The 19,369-nt window shown below is 69.8% G+C and carries 15 protein-coding genes; 14 read left to right on the forward strand and 1 reads right to left on the reverse strand.

Going from position 1 to position 19,369, the window contains the following annotated elements:
• Nucleotides 1-71: 71 nt before the first annotated feature.
• Nucleotides 72-1,484, forward strand: coding sequence for a TolC family protein (locus tag BM393_RS21800; RefSeq protein ID WP_091732810.1), 1,413 nt, complete (start codon nucleotides 72-74; stop codon nucleotides 1,482-1,484).
• Between the two features lie 120 nt (nucleotides 1,485-1,604).
• On the opposite strand, the gene BM393_RS21805 is transcribed toward BM393_RS21800, so the two are convergent.
• A complete protein-coding gene (locus BM393_RS21805; RefSeq protein WP_091732814.1) occupies nucleotides 1,605-2,561 on the reverse strand; it encodes a PEP-CTERM sorting domain-containing protein in 957 nt (318 codons plus the stop codon).
• Nucleotides 2,562-2,931: 370 nt separating this feature from the next.
• Between BM393_RS21805 and BM393_RS21810 the strand changes: the two genes are divergently transcribed.
• The 13 genes from BM393_RS21810 to BM393_RS21870 all read left to right on the forward strand — a co-directional run bounded on the left by BM393_RS21810 (nucleotide 2,932) and on the right by BM393_RS21870 (nucleotide 19,322).
• The gene (locus BM393_RS21810) at nucleotides 2,932-3,813 is read left to right on the forward strand and encodes a ThiF family adenylyltransferase (protein WP_091732819.1); all 882 of its coding nucleotides are present in this window, start codon (nucleotides 2,932-2,934) and stop codon (nucleotides 3,811-3,813) included.
• Nucleotides 3,814-3,988: 175 nt separating this feature from the next.
• The gene (locus BM393_RS21815; protein ID WP_091732823.1) at nucleotides 3,989-4,627 is read left to right on the forward strand and encodes an XrtA/PEP-CTERM system exopolysaccharide export protein; all 639 of its coding nucleotides are present in this window, start codon (nucleotides 3,989-3,991) and stop codon (nucleotides 4,625-4,627) included.
• A gap of 139 nt (nucleotides 4,628-4,766) precedes the next feature.
• Nucleotides 4,767-6,359 carry an XrtA system polysaccharide chain length determinant gene (locus BM393_RS21820; RefSeq protein ID WP_091732827.1) on the forward strand — a complete coding sequence of 531 codons (1,593 nt, stop codon included), beginning with the start codon at nucleotides 4,767-4,769 and terminating at the stop codon, nucleotides 6,357-6,359.
• A gap of 13 nt (nucleotides 6,360-6,372) precedes the next feature.
• Complete coding sequence (locus tag BM393_RS21825) at nucleotides 6,373-7,350, forward strand: XrtA-associated tyrosine autokinase (RefSeq protein WP_091732832.1); 978 nt, start codon at nucleotides 6,373-6,375, stop codon at nucleotides 7,348-7,350.
• A 4-nt stretch (nucleotides 7,351-7,354) separates the two neighbouring features.
• On the forward strand, nucleotides 7,355-8,926 hold the full coding sequence (locus BM393_RS21830; protein WP_175538461.1) for a TIGR03016 family PEP-CTERM system-associated outer membrane protein: 1,572 nt from the start codon (nucleotides 7,355-7,357) through the stop codon (nucleotides 8,924-8,926).
• A 13-nt stretch (nucleotides 8,927-8,939) separates the two neighbouring features.
• Nucleotides 8,940-10,028: an XrtA/PEP-CTERM system-associated ATPase gene (locus BM393_RS21835; protein WP_091732840.1), complete on the forward strand. Its 1,089-nt coding sequence runs from the start codon at nucleotides 8,940-8,942 to the stop codon at nucleotides 10,026-10,028.
• The gene (locus BM393_RS21840; RefSeq protein WP_091732844.1) at nucleotides 10,025-10,894 is read left to right on the forward strand and encodes an XrtA system polysaccharide deacetylase; all 870 of its coding nucleotides are present in this window, start codon (nucleotides 10,025-10,027) and stop codon (nucleotides 10,892-10,894) included. The genes BM393_RS21835 and BM393_RS21840 overlap by 4 nt, the downstream gene beginning before the upstream one ends.
• Nucleotides 10,891-12,021, forward strand: coding sequence for a FemAB family XrtA/PEP-CTERM system-associated protein (locus tag BM393_RS21845; RefSeq protein WP_091732847.1), 1,131 nt, complete (start codon nucleotides 10,891-10,893; stop codon nucleotides 12,019-12,021). The genes BM393_RS21840 and BM393_RS21845 overlap by 4 nt, the downstream gene beginning before the upstream one ends.
• 10 nt (nucleotides 12,022-12,031) lie before the next feature.
• Complete coding sequence (locus BM393_RS21850; RefSeq protein ID WP_091732851.1) at nucleotides 12,032-13,267, forward strand: TIGR03087 family PEP-CTERM/XrtA system glycosyltransferase; 1,236 nt, start codon at nucleotides 12,032-12,034, stop codon at nucleotides 13,265-13,267.
• Between the two features lie 79 nt (nucleotides 13,268-13,346).
• Nucleotides 13,347-14,957, forward strand: coding sequence for an exosortase A (gene xrtA, locus BM393_RS21855; protein ID WP_091732856.1), 1,611 nt, complete (start codon nucleotides 13,347-13,349; stop codon nucleotides 14,955-14,957).
• Nucleotides 14,954-16,150: a TIGR03088 family PEP-CTERM/XrtA system glycosyltransferase gene (locus BM393_RS21860; protein WP_254783556.1), complete on the forward strand. Its 1,197-nt coding sequence runs from the start codon at nucleotides 14,954-14,956 to the stop codon at nucleotides 16,148-16,150. The genes xrtA and BM393_RS21860 overlap by 4 nt, the downstream gene beginning before the upstream one ends.
• A gap of 21 nt (nucleotides 16,151-16,171) precedes the next feature.
• The gene (locus BM393_RS21865; RefSeq protein WP_091732859.1) at nucleotides 16,172-18,091 is read left to right on the forward strand and encodes an XrtA/PEP-CTERM system amidotransferase; all 1,920 of its coding nucleotides are present in this window, start codon (nucleotides 16,172-16,174) and stop codon (nucleotides 18,089-18,091) included.
• Between the two features lie 22 nt (nucleotides 18,092-18,113).
• Entirely contained in the window at nucleotides 18,114-19,322 is a 1,209-nt protein-coding gene (locus BM393_RS21870) for a glycosyltransferase family 4 protein (RefSeq protein ID WP_091732862.1), read from the forward strand.
• The last annotated feature ends 47 nt before the right edge of the window (nucleotides 19,323-19,369 follow it).

The raw sequence follows: 19,369 nt of genomic DNA on the forward strand, positions 1-19,369 counted from the left end.
TATCTCCGCTTCGAATCGGCGCCGGGATGGTCCAGTAGAGGCATGGGAAATTGCTTGCAGTACGCGTGACCATGACCATCTCGACTCCACGCCGGAGCCCGCGGCGTACCTCCATCTTTCGCCTGAGCGCCGGCGCAGCCGTCGTGCTGACGGCGCTCGCCAGCTTCAGCGCACCCGTCTGGGCGCAGGATCCGCCGCCGAGCCGCTGCTCGGACGAGCGGACGCTGCCGCCCGCGCAGCTCTCAGCCAAGGACACCGCGCTGCTGGACGTCGGCGATGCCGACCCGCGCTCGCAGCTGCAGGAGCTCGTCAACCGCGCGCTCAATCGCAGCAAGGCGCTGGGCGCGACACGGCTGCTGACCTTGGCCGCGGAGGCCGATTACCAGGAAGCCAAGGCGCAGCGCCTGCCCACGGTGACGCTGGGCTTGTCGGCTGCCCACACCGGCACCGTGCTGCCGGGCGATGGCCCGGGCAACCACTCGAGCGGCCTGCAGGGACGGGGCTCGCTGAGCGTGACCGCGCCGATCTACGACTCGGGCCGCATCACCAAGCTGACCGAATGGAAGTCGCAGCTCCTCGAGGCCGCGCGCTTCGGGCAGTCGAGCGCGGAGGAACAGGTCGCGCTGCAGACGGTGTCGCTGGCGCTGGACCGTGGCCGCTATCAGCTGCAGGCGCAGGTCTACAGCCAGTACGTGCGCAAGATGGCCTGCCTGGTCGAGGCGCTGGACATCATCACCAAGGCCGACCACGGCCGCGCCAGCGAGCTGGTGCAGGCGCAGAAGAGCCTGCAGCAGGCCGACCTGTCCTATGAACAGACCACGTCCGCGCTGCGCCAGACCGAGGTGCGCCTGAAGCGCTTCGTCGGCGACGAACTGCCGCGCGGCGCGGCGATGAGCGCGGTGCTGGCGCGCCTGCCCGACCTCAACGAGATGCTGGCCGACGTGATGGTGTCGCCCGACGTGGCGGCCGCCTCGGCCCAGGCCCAGGCCCAGCGCAGCTACGCGGAATCGGTGCGCGCCGGGCAGCAGCCCAGCGTGAGCCTGCTGGTGTCGGGCAACTCGACGGTGGGCCAGGCCCGCCAGACCGACTGGATCGGCGGCGTGACGGTCAACATCCCGATCGTGCAGCCGGGCGCCGACTCGGCGCTGACCTCGGCGCGCCGGCGCGCCCAGGCGGCCTCGCTGCAGCGCGACGAGACCATCGAGGCCAAGCGCTATCGCGTGCAGGAGATGTACGAGGCGGCGTCCTCGTCGCTGGACCGCTCGCGGCGGCTGGTCGACATCCTGCGCAACAGCGAACGCGTCCGCGGCTTCACGCTCCAGCAGTGGCAGCAGCTCGGCAAGCGCTCCCTGTTCGACGTGATGGCCGCGGAAGGCGATTACTACTCGATGCGGGTCGCCCACGTGAACGCCCTGTACGACGCCCAGCAAGTGGTGGCGATCATCTGGTCCCAGGGCCGGGGGGTCGTGACGCCGTTGCGTTGATCGCGGAGCGGCAAAGCGCGGGCTCGCCGCGATGTGGAGCGCATGCCCGTCCGGCCCCTCGCGTCGCCCCAAAGAAAAAAACCGCCCCGAAGGGCGGTTTTCGCATTCAGCCGAAGCCGATTACTTGCGCAGGGCGCGGCGGCGCTGGGCGAAGCCCAGGCCCGCCAGGGCCAGGCCGACCAGGGCCAGGGAGCCCGGTTCCGGCACGTTGATCACCAGGGAGCCGTCCAGCGTCGACTGACGGATCAGGCCGCCGCCAGCGTTCCACAGCTGGTCCGGGGTCGGGATCGGGGGATCGACGTTGGTGTCCAGCACCCAGCTCACCGAGATGTTGTTGTTCAGCCAGTTGCTGTACAGCGTGCCCAGACCGTCACCAGAGTTGAAGAAGTTCTGGATGAAGGTGTCGCCGCCAGCGTAGCTGTAGTCAACGTAGCCGCTGACATTCAGGTTGGTCAGCTGGATGTCCGAACCGGTGACGATCAGACGCAGGACTTCCTTGCCGTTGTTCGGGTCGGTCGCCGCGCTCTGGTAGAACACCTTGAACACGCCGGTGTTGTAGCGGACGAAGTCGGAGACGCCGTCGCCGTTGCCGTCCACGGTCACGCCCTGGATCTCGTACTGGTAGGTCAGGCCCCAGGCGCCGCCCAGGCCGCCGACGTTGCCGAAGCCGTAGGCCGGGAAGCCCACGCCACCGACGAAGCCGTTCAGGTCGGTCGGGTTCTGCGGGTTGTTCAGCGAGTCGATGTTGGTCTGCGCCGGCGCGTTCGGATAGTTGAACGAGGCGGTGCCGCCGCTCAGCGTGGGCTTGGTGCCGGCGCTGAAGCCGTAGCCGTTCATCACGGACGGGATGTTGGTGTCGATCACCGTGGTGCCAGGCGTGGCCGGCGAACCCAGGTAGATCGAGGTCGCCAGCGTGCCGCTGTAACCCAGTTGGTCGAACACGGTGGTGTTCGTCGAGCCGTTCGGCTCCGGACGGAAGTCCTGGCCGGTGTTGATGTACAGCGGGGCCGCCATCGCCGGCAACGTCGCAGCGGCCAGCGCGGTGGCGGCCAGTGCGAGCTTTGCTTGCTTGAACATGTGTCTCTCCTTGAGGATGCGTCTTGCCAGATGCACGTTAGGAAGCGGCACGTGCCGGCTTCTTGCCCGGGATCAAAGCGAGGACCGTGCCAGCCATCTTTCATCCTTGTGAATCAAGGACTTGGCAATCGGATGCGGGAATCCTCGGCGCTTGCTGTCAAGTTTTTCGACAGCGGCCTGGCCCACATTTCGGGGGGGTGTCGAGGGGGTGTCGCGATGCGCGGGGCAGGGTGGGTCGAGGGCGATCGGCGCGCGCCCCGTCCCGTTTTTCGGCCGATGGCCGTCAGGGCGGCAGGCGCATACTCGGCGGCTGCGTCCCGCAGACCGGTCCCGCGAGCCGGCGGACGCGATTCGGATACAGGGAGACCCCATGAGCCGCGACACCCCCTCCGGTTTTACTTTCGATTACGACCGCGCCTTCTCGCGCAATATCGGCTGGGTCACCCGGGATGAACAGCAGCGGCTGCGGCGCGCCCGCGTCGCGGTGGCCGGATTGGGTGGCGTCGGCGGCGCCCATGTACTGACCTTGTCGCGTCTGGGGATCGCCAATTTCAATATCGCCGACTTCGATGAATTCGATGTCCACAACATGAATCGGCAGGCCGCGGCCTTCATGTCGTCGATGGGGCGGCCCAAGATCGAGGTCGTCGCCGAAATGGCCCGCGACATCAATCCGGAAAGCGATATCCGCCTGTTCCGCGACGGCGTCACCGATGCCAACCTCGATGAATTCCTGAAGGATGTCGATGTGTATGTCGACAGCCTCGACTTTTTCGTGCTGGAGGTGCGCCGCAAGGTGTTTCGCCGCTGCCGCGAACTGGGCATTCCCGCGATGACCGCCGCTCCTCTGGGCATGGGCACCGCCTTCCTCTACTTCAGCCCCACCGGGATGAGTTTCGAGGACTATTTCCAGGTCGAGGGCGCGGCGCACGAGGAGCAATATGCGCGCTTCATCGCCGGGGTATCGCCGGCCATGCTCAGCCGGCAGTATCTGGTGGACCCCGAGGCGGTGAATTTCAAGGAACGGCGCGGCCCGTCGACCGGCATGGCCTGCGAGTTGTGCGCCGGCGTCATGGGCACGAATGTGCTGAAGCTGCTGCTGAATCGCGGTCCCTTGCGCGCGGCGCCCTGGGGCATGCATTTCGATGCCTATCGCGGCACGCTCAAGCACACCTGGCGGCCCGGCGGAAATTCCCATCCGCTGCAGCGCCTGCTGATCGCGCTGATCAAGCCGGTGCTCCGCGGGCGCTGAACCGGGGGTTTTCCCGGCCGATCCAGGAGGAATTCGAGGGCCCCCCGCAGGGGGATTCGGGGGGCTCCGCTAGCACGGAATTCCATCACGTCAGGAAGGGATCGCCCTCAGTCCAGGGGGTTCCACACCCGGGCGCGCTGAGGTGCAATCCGGGCAGCTTCCTGCAGGGGTGGACATGTTGAAGAACACTGGACTGAAGATCGCTTCCATCAAGGCGGCACAGACCGCGCTGCTGGCCGTCGCCACGGTGCTGGCCGGCTGCTCGACCACCGGCAGCCTGCCGCCCGCGCCGGTGTCCGCCTCGCAGGCCGACTACAGCTACGTGGTCGGCGCCGGCGACAACCTCAACATCATCGTGTGGCGCAATCCGGAACTGTCGCTGACCGTGCCCGTGCGTCCCGACGGCAAGATCGCCGCCCCGCTGATCGACGAGTTGCCGGTGCAGGGCAAGAACTCGGTCGAGATCGCCCGCGACATCGAGAAGCAGCTCGGCAAGTACGTGCGCGATCCGGTCGTCACCGTGATCGTCACCAGCTTCATCGGCCCGTACAGCGAGCAGATCCGCGTCGTGGGCGAGGCCGCCAAGCCGCAGTTCCTGCCCTACAAGCAGAAGATGACCCTGCTGGACGTGATGATCGCCGTCGGCGGCCTGACCGATTTCGCGGCCGGCAACTCCGCCACCATCCTGCGCACCGCCGAGGGCAACAAGCAGTACTCGGTGCGTCTGAAGGATCTGATCCGTCGCGGCGATGTCTCCGCCAACGTCGAGATGCGCCCGGGCGACATCCTGATCATTCCGCAGAGCTTCTTCTGACCGCCGCCCGGCCGGTCCGCGCGCCCGCGGCGCGACGGCCCGGTCCGGTTCCGGCCAGTCCCGCCCGTTTCCCGAAGTACCGGCCCGTTCCCGACCGGGCCTCGACCGGCGCCGACGCCGGCGCAACCGAGATCGCCGCATGGATTCCCTCATCGCGCAATTGATGGCCGTCTTCAAGCGGATGTGGCGCTACCGCTGGCCGGGGCTGATCGCCGCCTGGCTGGTGGGCATCGCCGCCGCCATCGTGGTGTTCGTCGTGCCCGACCGCTACGAGGCCAGCGCCCGCGTCTACGTGGACACCCAGTCCATCCTCAAGCCGCTGATGTCCGGCATGGCCGTGCTGACCAACACCGAGCAGCAGGTCAACATGCTCAGCCGCACGCTGATCAGCCGCCCCAACGTCGAGAAACTGGTGCGCATGGCCGACCTGGACCTCAAGGCCACCAGCAAGTCCGACCAGGAGGCGCTGATCGACCGGGTCACGCGCAACCTCTCGATCCAGACCGCCGGCAACTCGGCCAACAACCTGTACCTGCTGTCCTACCGCGACTCCTCGCCGGAGATCTCCAAGAAGGTTGTCGCCTCGCTGCTGTCGATCTTCATGGAGTCCAGCCTGGGCGCCAGCCGCAAGGACAGCACCACCGCCGCGGCCTTCCTGAACGAGCAGATCAAGACCTACGAGACCAAGCTCGAGGAGGCGGAAGCGCGGCGCAAGGAATTCCGGCTGCGCAACCTGCAGCTGACGCAGGCCGACGGCAAGGACGCCGCGTCGCGCCTGGCCGAGGCCAGCAACCAGCTCGAGGCCGCCCGGCTGCAGCTGCGCGAGGCGATGAACGCCCGCGACGCCGCCCGGCTGCAGATCGAGATGGAGCGCAAGCGCAGCCAGCCCGGCACCAGCCTGCAGAGCCTGATGCAGGAGAGTTCGCAGAAGTTCGCGACGCCCGAGCTGGACAACCGCATCGCCGAGCTCAAGCGCAGCCTGGACCAGCTGCAGCAGCGCTACACCGACCAGCATCCGGACATCGTCAACATCAAGCGCCAGATCCGCGACCTGGAAGAGCAGCGCAAGCGGGAAGTGGCCGACCTGCAGAAGGCCGCGCTGGCCAACCCGGTGCCCACCGGCGGCCCGAACGACAGCCTGGCCAACCAGGAGCTGGCCCGCATCCTGGCCGCCAAGGAGGTCGAGGTGGCGCAGATCCGCGCCCGCGTCGACGAATTCGGCGCGCGCTACGCCTCCGCGCAGGGCGCGATCAAGCTGGCGCCGCAGCTCGAGGCCGAGTTCGCCCAGCTCAACCGCGACTACGACATCATCAAGAAGAACTACCAGGAGATGGTGGAGCGCCGCGAATCGGCCTCGCTGTCGACCGACCTGGACAACACCTCGGGCGTGGCCGACTTCCGCATCATCGACCCGCCGCGCGCCTCGCCCAAGCCGGTGGCGCCGAACCGGCTGATGCTGCTGGCCGCCGGCATGGTGGTGGCGCTCGGCGCCGGCCTGGTCACCGCCTTCGCGGCCAGCCAGATCCGCCCGGTGTTCCACGACCTCAACGAACTGCGCCACCGTCTGGAACTGCCGATCCTGGGCGCCGTCTCGCGCCAGGAAACGCCGGAGGACCGGCGCCGCGTCAAGGTGGACCTGCTGCGCTTCGGCGTCGCGTCGGGCAGCCTGGTCAGCCTGTACGCCATGGGCCTGATCGGCATGGCCATCTGGATCAGCCGCCAGGCCGGGTGAGGGGAGTTTTCGCATGACGAGCCTGATCGAACAAGCCGCGCAGCGGCTCGAGCAACTCAAGCAGGCCGGCGTCGACGTCGGCCTGGCCACCGCGGCCGCGCCGGCGGTGACGCCGACACCAACCTCGACATCGGCCGCGCCCGCGACCGTGGTGCCGATCCCGGCCCCGGCGGTGATCCGATCGCCCGGCGACGTGAGTTCCAAGCGGGTCGAGCTCGACCTGGACGCGCTCGCGGCGCAGGGCTTCCTGACGCCGAACGCGCCGCGCACGGTGATGGCGGACCAGTACCGCAACATCAAGCGCCCGCTGATCCGCAACGCGATGAACAAGGGTGCCTCGACCCTCAATCACGCCAACCTGATCATGGTGACCAGCGCGCTGCCCGGCGAGGGCAAGAGCTTCACCTCCCTGAACCTGGCCATGTCGATCGCGGCCGAGTTCGACAACACCGTGATGCTGGTCGACGCCGACGTCGCCCGCCCGTCGATGCTGCGCATGCTGGGCCTGCCGCCCGGCCCCGGCCTGCTGGACGTGCTGGAGAAGGAGGCCGACATGGCCAGCGTCCTGCTCAAGACCAACGTCGACAAGCTGACGCTGCTGCCCAGCGGTCGCCCGCACTCGCGCGCCACCGAGCTGCTGGCCAGCGACGCGATGAGCGCGTTGCTGGACGACATGGCCAAGCGTTATCCGGACCGGATCATCATCTTCGACAGCCCGCCGCTGCTGCTGACCACCGAGTCGCGGGTGCTGGCCACGCACATGGGCCAGGTCGTCATCGTCGTGCAGGCCGAGCGCACGCCGCAGAGCGCGGTGCAGCAGGCCGTCGCGGCCATCGAGCACTGCCCGCTCAAGATGCTGCTGCTCAACCAGGCCAGCAACAAGCGCAGCAGCGGCTACGGCTATGGCTACGGCTACGGGTATGGCTACGGTTACGGCTATGGCCAGGCCGACGGCCAGGGCGACGCGCAACCCGGCGCGGACCGGGCCTGACACGATGACGCGGGCCTTCGACCTTCGCCGCCGGCCGCTGTCCCGGGTCGCCCTGGCCGCGCTGGGCCTGGTCGCCGCCGTGGCGCAGGCGCCCGCCGTCGCGCAGGAGGAGGCCGCGTCCGCCGGCGGATCGCGCAAGGGCATCGCGGTGATCCCGCGGATCAGCGTCTCGGAGACCTGGACCGACAACCTCGCGCTGTCGCCCGACAACTCGCGCGACCGCGCCTTCATCACCACCGTCTCGCCGGGGGTGACGATCGCCAGCAGCAGCGGCGCGATCCGCGGCAGCTTCGACTACACGCTCGACGGCATCGTCTACGCCAAGAGCGAGCGCGACAGCCGGCTCCAGAACCAGCTCAGCACCCGCTTCACCGCGGAGCTGGTGCAGACGGCGCTGTACGTCGACGTCACCGGCAACATCAGCCAGCAGGCGATCTCGGCCTTCGGCCAGCAGTCGCCCGACGGCACGCTGGACAGCCCCAACCGCACCGAGACCCGCATGCTGCAGGTCTCGCCGTACTGGCGCGGGCGGCTGGGCAGCGCCGCGACCTTCGAGCTGCGGGCCACCGGCCAGATGCGCGATTCCAGCGAGGGCGGCGCCGGCGCGGCCAGCGGCAGCGGCAACAGCAAGGAAGGCTCGCTGATGCTGAACCTGGCCGGCCCGGCCGGGCGCCAGCTCAACTGGGGGCTCAACGCCTCCACCAGCCGCATGCATTTCGAGCAGACCGGCATCGACTACCGCACCACCAGCGTGGTGGGCTCGCTGAACTGGGTGCCGGACATCGACTGGATGCTGGGCGTGACCGGCGGGCGCGAGCGCAGCGACTACTTCGGCCCGGAGACCACCTCGGTCTACGGCGCCAACCTGCGCTGGTCGCCGGGGCCGCGCACCAAGCTGGCCGCCGACTGGCAGCACCACAGCTACGGCAACAGCCACAACCTGAGCTTCGAGCACCGCATGTCGCAGCTCGCGCTGCGGGTCAACAGCAGCCAGAGCGTCAACACCGGCGAGACGCCGACGCAGGCCACCAACTACCAGCTGCTGGACCTGCAGTTCAGCGGCACCGAGCCGGACCCGGTCAAGCGCGACGCGCTGGTGCGCGCGCTGCTGGCGGCGCTGGGCCTGAGCCCGAACTCGTTCAGCGGCGCCGGTTTCCTGAGCAACACCGCGACGCTGCAGCGCCGCACCGACGTGTCGCTGATCTGGAGCGGCCCGCGGCTCACCACGACCTTCAGCGCCAACGACAACAATAGCCGGCGCATCAACACCGCCCCGACGGGCAGCGGCGACCTGGCCCTGACCGACCGGGTGCGCCAGCGCGGCGCGACGGTCTCGGTCGGCTACCGCCTCACCCCGCTGGCCAATGCCAACCTGAGCTACTCGCGGCAGAACTCCCGCGGCGACGGCGTCGGCGGCAACGACATGCGGTCGCTGACCGCCAATGTCACGCTCCGGCTGGGGCCGCGCAGCGATGCCGCCTTCGGCCTGCGCCAGACGAAGTTCGACGACACCAGCCTGTTCGCCAACAGCTATCAGGAACACGCGATCTACGCATCGCTGACCCAGCGCTTCTAAAGCAGTCACCGCCATGTACGAGGCCTTCTACGGGCTGGCCAGCAAGCCGTTCCAGCTCAGTCCCGACCCCAGCTTCTACTTCGGCAGCAAGCAGCATCGCCGCGCCAAGGCCTACCTGGACTACGGCGTGCTGCGCAGCGACGGCTTCATCGTCATCACTGGCGAGATCGGCGCCGGCAAGACGACGCTGGTGCGCGGGCTGCTGGACAGCCTGAACCGCAGCAACGTCGTCATCGGCAATGTCGTCACCACGCAGCTGGACGCCGAGGACACGCTGCGCCTGGTGGGCGCGGCCTTCGGCGTGCGGGTCAAGGACCTGCCCAAGAGCGAGCTGCTGATGGCGCTGGAGGCCTTCTTCGTCAGCGAGGCCAGCCGCGGCAAGCGCTGCCTGCTGATCGTCGACGAGGCGCAGAACCTCACCGCCCGCGCGGTCGAGGAGCTGCGCATGCTGTCCAACTTCCAGTTCGGCAACCAGTCGCTGGTGCAGACCTTCCTGGTCGGGCAGCCGGAATTCCGCGCCATCCTGCAGCGGCCCGAGATGGAGCAGTTCCGCCAGCGCATCGCGGCCAGCTGCCACATCGGCCCGCTGGACGAGGAGGACACCCAGCGCTACATCGAACACCGCCTCAAGTGCGCCGGCGCGGCCGGCAAGCCCAGCTTCGACGCCGACGCCTTCACCGCGCTGCACCGCGCCAGCCATGGCATCCCGCGCCGCATCAACACGCTGTGCGACCGCCTGCTGCTGCTGGGCTTCATGCACGAGAACCCGCACCTCACCGCGGCCGATGTCGACGAGGTGGTCGAGGACCTGTCCAAGGAATCGGCCTCGGCGCCCGCGCCGGCGCTGCATGCCTCGGAGCTCAACGGCCATGCGTCCGGCGCGGAGTTGGCGGTCGACCTGGACCTGTCGCGGCTGCGCGCGCGGGTGGGGCAGGGCGGCATGAACGGCGAGCTCGGCGCGCTGGCCGACGAACTAGCCGGCCTGGGCCTGGACGGCCAGGACGCGCGGCTGCAGCGCATCGAGGACAGCCTGATGCGACTGGAACGGATCAACCAGCAGACGCTGGCGCTGCTGCAGAAACTGGTGGGAGCGATGCGATGAGCCCGAACCGCACGGTGATCCGCAATGCGATGAGCATCGACGTCGAGGACTACTTCCAGGTCTCGGCCTTCGCGCCCTACATCGCGCGCGGCGACTGGGACGCGCGCGAATGCCGCGTCGAGCGCAACGTCCATCGCATCCTGGACCTGCTCGACGCGAAGGGCGTGAAAGCGACCTTCTTCACGCTGGGCTGGATCGCGCAGCGTTATCCGCAGCTGGTGCGCGAGATCGTCGCGCGCGGCCATGAACTCGCCAGCCACGGCTTCGGCCATGAGCGCGCCAGCGACCTGGATCGCGTCTCCTTCCAGAAGGACGTCGGCGACGCGAAGGCGCTGCTCGAGGACCTGGGCGGTGTCGAGGTCAAGGGCTACCGCGCGCCGAGCTTCTCGATCGGCAAGGACAACCTCTGGGCCTTCGACGTGCTGCGCGACTGCGGCTACCGCTACAGCTCCAGCGTCTATCCGATCCAGCACGACCACTACGGCATGCCCGATGCGCCGCGCTTCGCCCACGAGGTGCGCCCCGGCCTGATCGAGGTGCCGGTGACCACGCTGCGCTTCCGGGGCAAGAACTATCCGAGCAGCGGCGGCGGCTGGTTCCGGCTGCTGCCCTACGGCGTCACCCGCTGGATGATCGAGCGCTTCAACCGCATCGAGGGCCGCAGCGCGGTCTTCTATTTCCATCCGTGGGAGATCGATCCGGCGCAGCCGCGCATCCCCGGCATCGACGCGAAGACGCGCTTCCGCCATTACGTCAACATCGACCGCACCGAGTCGCGCATCGCGCAGCTGCTCGGCGACTTCGCCTGGGCGCGGATGGACGAGCTCTTCCTGGCGCCGGCCGGCGCCGAGCGGCAGGCGGCATGAGCGCGGCAGCACCGGCCCTCCCGGACGTCGACACGCAGCGCGGCGCCCCGGCCTCCGCCCACGCATCCTCCGGAGCGGGCGCGGCGGCCCCACTGGAGGTCAAGCAGCTGCACGTCGACGACGCCGCCACGGCGCGGCGCTGGGACGAGTTCGTGCGCGGCTGTCCGTCCGCGACCTTCTTCCATCTCTCGGGCTGGCAGCGCGTCATCCAGCGCCAGTTCAAGCACCGCTGCTTCTTCTTCTACGTCGAGCGCGACGGGCGCATCGAAGGCGTGCTGCCGCTGGCCGAGGTCAAGAGCCGGCTGTTCGGCCATGCGCTGGTGAGCCTGCCCTTCGCCGTCTATGGCGGCGTGGCCGCCGAGACGCCCGAGGCGGCCGACCACCTGGAGCAGATGGCGCAGCGCCTGTGCCAGACGCTCTCGCCCGATCACCTGGAGCTGCGCAACATCCAGCGCCGTCACCAGGACTGGCCGCACCAGGACCTGTACGTCACCTTCCGCAAGGAGATCCTCGAGGACGAGGAGGCCAACATGCTGGCCATCCCGCGCAAGCAGCGCGCGATGGTGCGCAAGGGCATCAAGAACGCGCTGAAGGCGGAGATCGACCGCGACGTGAAGCGCTTCTTCGCGCTGTACGCGGACAACGTCCATCGCCACGGCACGCCGGCGATGCCGCGGCGCTACTTCCAGGCGCTGCTGGACGAGTTCGGCGACGCGGCCGAGGTGCTGATCGTCACCAGCCCGCAGGGCGAGCCGCTGTCCGGCGTGCTGAGCTTCTACTTCCGTGACGAGGTGCTGCCGTACTACGCCGGCGACGCGGTCGCGGCGCGCGACCTGGCCGCCAACGACTTCAAGTACTGGGAACTGATGCGCCGCGCCTGCGCGCGCGGGCTCAAGGTCTTCGACTACGGCCGCAGCAAGCAGGGCACCGGCAGCTACGCGTTCAAGAAGAACTGGGGCTTCGAGCCGACGCCGCTGAACTACGAGTACCGCCTCTACAAGCGCGACGCGGTGCCGCAGAACAACCCCAGCAATGCCAAGTACCAGCTGATGATCAAGGCCTGGCGCCGGCTGCCGATCGGCGTGGCCAACTGGCTCGGGCCGCACATCGTGCGCAGCCTCGGCTGAGGAGGGCGCCGTGGCCGACATCCTCTACCTGGTCCACCGCCTGCCGTATCCGCCCAACAAGGGCGACAAGCTGCGCTCGTACCACCTGCTCAAGCACCTGACCGCGCAGCACCGGGTGTGGCTGGGCACCTTCGTCGACGATGCCGAGGACTGGGCCCATGTGCCGGCGCTGCAAGCGCAGTGCGAGGAGGTCTTCGCCGCCGACCTGAACCCGCTGCTGGCGCGCGTGGCCAGCCTGCGCGGCCTGGCCACCGGCGAGGCGCTGAGCCTGCCCTACTACCGCCACCGCGCGATGCGCGACTGGATCGCGCAGCTCGCGCGGCGCCAGCGCTTCGACGCGGTCGTGGTGTTCTCGTCGACGATGGCGCAGTACGCCGAGCAGCTGCGCGAGATCGCGGGCCCGGTGCCGATGCTGATCGACTTCGTCGACGTGGACTCGGCCAAGTGGACCGACTACGCCAAGGCGCACCGCTGGCCGATGTCGTGGCTGTATCGCCGCGAGGGCCGCGAGCTGCTCGCCTACGAGCGCCGCGTCGCCGAGCAGGCGCGCTGCTCCTTCTTCGTCACCGAGGGCGAGAAGGCGCTGTTCCAGCGTCTGTCCGCCACCGGCGCGCCGATCGAGGCGCTGAGCAACGGCGTCGACAGCGGCTACTTCGCGCCGCTGCCGCAGCAGGCCAACCCCTTCGAGGCGGACGAGCTGCCGCTGGTCTTCACCGGCGCGATGGACTACTGGCCCAACGTCGACGCGGTGCAGTGGTTCACCGCCGAGGTGCTGCCGCAGCTGCGCCAGCGCTGGCCGACGCTGCGCTTCACCATCGTCGGCCGCGCGCCGACGCCGGCGGTGCTGGCGCTGGCCGGCGACGCGGTGCGCGTCACCGGCACGGTGCCGGACGTGCGGCCCTACCTGCAGCACGCGGCTGCGGTCGTGGCGCCGCTGCGGCTGGCGCGGGGCGTGCAGAACAAGATCCTGGAGGCGATGGCGGTGGGCCGGCCGGTGGTGGCGGCGCGCAGCTGCGTCGAGGCGCTGGGCGCCGACGGCGTGCTGGCCGGCCAGGACCTGCTCTCGGCCGACAGCGCCGCCGATTACCTCGAGCTGGTCCACGCGCTGCTGAGCGCACCCGCGCGCGCCCAGGCCATCGGCCAGCAGGCCCGCGAGCGGGTGCTGCGCCAGTTCAGCTGGCAGGCCCATCTGGCCAAGCTCGACGGCTACCTGCCGCGCGAGACGGCGCAGGGACAGGCGGCATGAGCGCAGCGCAGGGCCGTCCCAAGCAAGCTTGCGTCCCCCTGGGGGACCGACCGCGGCTGGCCGCGGGCGAGGGGCCGGCATGAGCGCTACTACCCCGTCGGCGCTGCGTGAGCGGGGCATTCCCTCGGCGTGGCGTCGCCCACTCGCGGTGCTGGTCCTGCTGACCATCGCGCTGCTGCTGCTGTACCGCCAGACCGCGCTGGGCATGGTCACCATCTGGTGGCGCTCCGGCACCTTCACCCATGCCTTCCTGGTGCCGCCGATCGCGCTGTGGCTGGCCTGGCGCCGGCGCGAGATGGTCGCGCCGCTGACGCCGCGGCCGGTGCCCGGGCTGGCGCTGCCGATCGCGCTGCTGGGCGCGATCTGGCTGTTCGCCGACTTCGCCGCGATCAACGCCGCCACCCAGTTCGCGCTGGTGGCCATGCTGGTGCTGCTGGTGCCGGCGGTGCTGGGCTGGCGCGTCGCGCGCGAGATGGCCTTCCCGCTGGGCTTCCTCTTCTTCTGCGTCCCGGTGGGCGAGTTCCTGCTGCCGCAGCTGATGGACTGGACGGCGAAGTTCACCGTCCTCGCGCTGCGGCTCAGCGGCCTGCCGGTCTACCAGGAAGGCCTGCAGTTCATCATCCCGAGCGGCCAGTGGTCCGTCGTCGAGGCCTGCTCCGGCGTGCGATACCTGATCGCCTCGGCGATGGTGGGCACGCTCTACGCCTACCTCAGCTACCACTCGACGCGGCGTCGCCTGGGCTTCATCGCCTTCGCGCTGGCGCTGCCGCTGGTGGCGAACTGGGCCCGCGCCTACCTGATCGTCATGATCGGCCACCTGTCGGGCAACACCCTGGCGGTGGGCGTGGACCACCTGATCTACGGCTGGCTGTTCTTCGGCGTCGTGATGCTGGCGATGTTCCTGATCGGCGCGCGCTGGTCGCAGCCGGAGTTGCCGCTGGTCCCGCCGGCCCGCGAGGCCGCCGCGCCCGCGACCCTGGCCATGGGCTGGGGCGCGAGCGTCGCCGTGCTGCTGGCCGTCGCGCTGCCCGTGGCCGCCGGCGCCTGGCTGCGCCAGGGCCACTCGGCCCCGGTCGACACGTTGCCCGCGGTGGCCGCGGCGCCGGGCTGGCAGGCCCAGGTCGTGCCCTCGGACGCGTGGACGCCCGACTTCGAAGGCGCCAACGCCGCGCGCCACCAGCAGTTCACCGGACCGGCGAACCCGCCGCGCGTGGGCCTGCACCTGCAGTATTTCCGCGACCAGGACTACGAACGCAAGCTGGTGAGCTCCAGCAACGCGGTCGTGTCGCCGGAGAACAAGCAGTGGGCCGTGACCGGCCGCGGCACGGTGGACGTCGTTCCGGCCGGCGCGGACGGCCGCGCCGCCGCCGCGGTCCCGCTGCTGAGCACGCAGGTGCGCGCGTCCTCGCTGGACGCGGTGACCGCGCCGCGGATGCTGATGTGGCATGTCTACTGGATCAATGGCCGGCCGATGACCAGCGCCTGGCGCGCGCGGGTCTGGGGCGCGCTGGAGCGGCTGCGCGGGCAAGGCGACGACGCCGCGCTGGTGCTGGTCTACACCGAGGCCGACGAGCAGGCGCCGCGCCGGCTCGAGGCCTTCCTGCGCCAGCACTGGGCCGCGATCGACGCCGAGCTGCGCCAGGTGCGCGATGCCGGCCAGCGCGGCGCGGCAACGGGAGCTGCGCGATGAGCGCCGGCATGAGCGTCGAGCGCGCGATGGCCGTGGCCGACGAGCGGCCGCTGGTGCTGCACGTGATGTACCGCTTCGACACCGGCGGTCTCGAGAACGGCGTGGTGAACCTGATCAACCACATGCCGGCGAAGGACTACCGGCACGCGATCGTCGCGCTGACCGAGGTGACCGACTTCCGCAAGCGCCTGCAGCGCGACGACGTCGAGTGCTTCGCGCTGAACAAGCCGCCGGGGCAGGGCTTCTGGCTCTATCCGAAGCTGTACCGGCTGTTCCGGACGCTCCGGCCCGCGATCGTGCACAGCCGCAACCTGGCCGCGCTGGAGGTGCAGCTGCCGGCCTGGGCCGCGCGCGTGCCGGTGCGCATCCACGGCGAGCATGGCCGCGACGTCGGCGACCTGGACGGCCGCAACCGCGCCTACCAGCGCGTGCGCCGCTTCTACAAGCCCTTCGTCTCGCACTACATCGCGCTGTCGCGCGACCTGGGCGAGTACCTCACCGGCCCGGTCGGCGTGCCGCCGGCGCGCGTGAGCCAGTTCGTCAATGGCGTCGACACGCAGCGCTTCCAGCGTCAGCGCGCCGAGCCCATTCCCGGCTGCCCCTTCGATCCGGCCGTGCACTGGCTGATCGGCACGGTGGGCCGCATGGCGCCGGTCAAGGATCAGGTGATGCTGACGCGGGCGTTCATCGCGATGATCGGCGCGGCCCCGGAGCTGCGCGAGCGCGCGCGTCTGGTGCTGGTCGGCGACGGTCCGCTGCGGGCGCAGTGCCAGGCGCTGCTCGACGAGGCGGGCCTGAGCGCGCTGGCCTGGCTGCCGGGCGAGCGCACCGACGTGCCGGCCGTGATGCGCGGCCTGCATGTGTTCGCGCTGCCGTCGCTGGCCGAGGGCATCTCCAACACCATCCTGGAGGCGATGGCCAGCGGGCTGCCGGTGGTGGCGACCGAGGTCGGTGGCAATGCGGACCTGGTCACGCGCGACGAGAGCGGCCTGCTGGTCCCCGCCGCCGCGCCCGAGGCGATGGCCGCGGCGCTGCTGGCGCTGGCGCGCGATCCGGCGCGGGCGGCGGCGATGGGCGAGGCCGGCCGCGCGCGCGTCGAGCGCGACTTCAGCATGCGCGCCATGGTGGCCCGCTACCAGGGGCTGTATGACTCGCTGCGCGGCCACCGTGCCGGCGCCGACAAGAACAACTGAGGGATAGGCAGGGGAACGAGCATGTGCGGAATCAGCGGACTCTTCGACACCCGGGGGCGGCGCGACTTCGATGGCGCGCTGATGCATCGCATCAACGACTCGCTGCACCACCGCGGCCCGGACGAGGGCTCCATCCACCTGCAGCCGGGCCTGGCCTTCGGCCACCGCCGGCTGTCGATCATCGACATCGCCACCGGCCAGCAGCCGCTGTTCAACGCGGACCATTCGGTGGGCATCGTCTTCAACGGCGAGATCTACAACTACCAACAGCTCACCGAGGAGCTGACCGCGCTGGGCTATGTGTTCCAGACCAAGAGCGACACCGAGGCCATCGTCCACGCCTGGTCGGCCTGGGGCGAGGACTGCGTGCACAAGCTGCGCGGCATGTTCGCCTTCGTGCTGTGGGACCAGGCGCGCGACCAGCTCTTCATGGCGCGCGACCGGCTCGGCGTGAAGCCGATGTTCTACGCGCTGCTGGACGACGGCACGCTGGTCTTCGGCTCCGAGTTGAAAGCGCTGCTCGCGCACCCGGCGATGAAGCGCGACATCGTGCCGCAGGCGGTCGAGGAGTACTTCGCGCTGGGCTACGTCGCCGAGCCGCGCACCATCTTCCGCCAGGCCCTGAAGCTGCCGCCGGCGCACACGCTGGTCATCAAGCGCGGCGACCAGCGCCTGGGCCAGCCGCGCCGCTACTGGGACGTCAGCTTCACCACGGACAACAAGATCGACGAGGTCCAGGCGCAGGAGGAACTGACGCGCCGCCTGCGCGAGGCGGTCAAGCTGCGGTTGATCTCGGAGGTGCCGCTGGGCGCCTTCCTGTCGGGCGGCGTGGACTCCAGCGCGGTGGTCGCGATGATGGCCGGCGAGACCAACGGCCCGGTCAAGACCTGCTCGATGTCCTTCGACGATCCGCAGTACAACGAGTCCGAGTTCGCGCAGATGGTCGCGGACCGCTACCAGACCGACCACCACGTGGAGATGGTCCAGAGCGACGACTTCGACCTGATCGACACGCTGGCGCGGCTCTACGACGAGCCCTATGCCGACAGCTCCGCGATCCCGACCTACCGCGTCTGCCAGCTCGCGCGCAAGCATGTGACGGTGGCGCTGTCGGGCGATGGCGGCGACGAGAGCTTCGGCGGCTACCGCCGCTACAAGCTGCACATGATGGAGGAGCGCATGCGCGCCAGCCTGCCGCTGGGGCTGCGCAAGCCGCTGTTCGGCACGCTGGGCCGGCTCTATCCGAAGGCGGACTGGGCGCCGCGCGTGTTCCGCGCGAAGACCACCTTCCAGGCGCTGGCGCGCAACTCGGTGGAGGCTTACTTCCACACGATGTCCGTGATCCGCGACAACGAGCGCATGCCGCTGTACAGCGCGCGCTTCAAGTCGGAGCTGGGCGGCTACAACGCGCGCGAGCTGTTCCTGCAGCATGCCGAGCGCGCCGGTACCGACGACCCGCTGGCGCTGATCCAGTACATCGACCTGCAGACCTACCTGGTCGGCGACATCAACACCAAGGTGGACCGCGCGTCGATGGCGCACTCGCTGGAGGTGCGCGAGCCGCTGATGGACCACCCGCTGGTCGAGTGGCTGGCCACGCTGCCGTCCCACCTGAAGCTGCGCGGCGGCGAGGGCAAGTACCTGTTCAAGAAGACGCTCGAGCCGCATCTCCCGAACGACGTGCTCTACCGGCCCAAGATGGGCTTCGCCGTGCCGCTGGCGCGCTGGTTCCGCGGGCCGCTGCGCCAGCGCGTGCGTGGCGCGCTGCTGGGCGGGCCGCTGGCGGACTCCGGCATGTTCGACCTCAAGGCCGTGGGCGCGATGGTCGAGCAGCACGAGAACGGCTCGCGCGATCACAGCACGCCGCTGTGGACGCTGCTGATGTACGACGCGTTCCTGCGCAACGTCATGGGCGCGTCCTCGATGCGCGAGGCCGCTTGATCGGCCCGGCGAAGCAGACGGCATGAAGATCCTGTATCACCATCGCACCGCGTCCAAGGATGGCCAGGCGGTCCACATCGAGGAAATGATCGGCTCGCTGCGCGCGCTCGGCCACGAGGTGCGCGTCGTCGCGCCGGGCGGCGAGTCCGCGCCGGAAGAGAAATCGAAGATGGGCGACGACGCCGGCTGGGTGCATCGCCTGCGCGCCAAGCTGCCCAAGTTCGTCTACGAGCTGCTGGAGCTGGCCTACTCGCTGGTGGCTTATCGCCGTCTGGCCGCCGCGGCGCGCGAGTTCCAGCCCGACCTGATCTACGAACGCTACAACCTCTACCTGCTCAGCGGGCTGATGCTGAAGAAGCGGCTCGGCCTGCCGCTGCTGCTGGAGGTGAACGCGCCGCTGGTGGACGAGCGCGCCAAGTTCGGCGGGCTGGCGCTGCCGCGCGTCGCGCGCTGGGCCGAGGACACGGTCTGGCGCGGTGCCGACGCGGTGCTGCCGGTGACGCGGGTGCTGGGATCGATGATCGCCGCGCGCGGCGTGCCGGTCGAACGCATGGTCGTGATCCCCAACGGCATCAACGAGGCCCACTTCGACGCCGCGCCTTCGCCCGCCGAGGCCAAGCGCGCGCTGGGCTGGGACGACGCGCTGGTGCTGGGCTTCACCGGCTTCGTGCGGGACTGGCACGGCATGGACAAGGTGATCCGCTGGATGGCCACCGGCGCGGCGCCCGCCAACGCGCGGCTGCTGATCGTCGGCGACGGCCCGGAGCGCGCCAACCTGGAGCGGCTGGCCGCCGAGCTCGCGCTGGGCGAGCGCGTGCGTTTCACCGGCGTGGTCTCGCGCGACGAGGTGCCGGCGCACGTGGCCGCCTTCGACATCGCGCTGCAGCCGGCGGTGGTGGCCTATGCCTCGCCGCTCAAGCTCTTCGAGTACCTGGCGCTGGGCAAGGCCATCGTCGCGCCGAGCACGCCCAACATCGAGGAAGTGCTGGACGACGGCGTGAACGCGCTGCTCTTCGATCCCGCCGAGGCCGGTGCGCTGGAAGCGCGCCTGGCGCGTCTGGCGTCGGAAGCCGCGCTGCGCGAGCAGTTGGGGCAGGGCGCCCGCGCCACCATCGGCCGCCTGCACCTGACCTGGCACGGCAATGCCGAGCGCGTGGTCGCGCTGGGCCAGTCGCTGCGGGCCGGCCGCGGCGTGGCCGGCGCGGCCCGGCCCACGGATGCGAGGGTCTGAGCGTGCTCAAGCTGTTGACCTTCTCGACGCTGTATCCGAGCGCGGTG

It is taken from the genome of Mitsuaria sp. PDC51 (assembly GCF_900113225.1).
In the GTDB taxonomy this organism is placed as follows: Bacteria; Pseudomonadota; Gammaproteobacteria; order Burkholderiales; family Burkholderiaceae_C; genus Roseateles.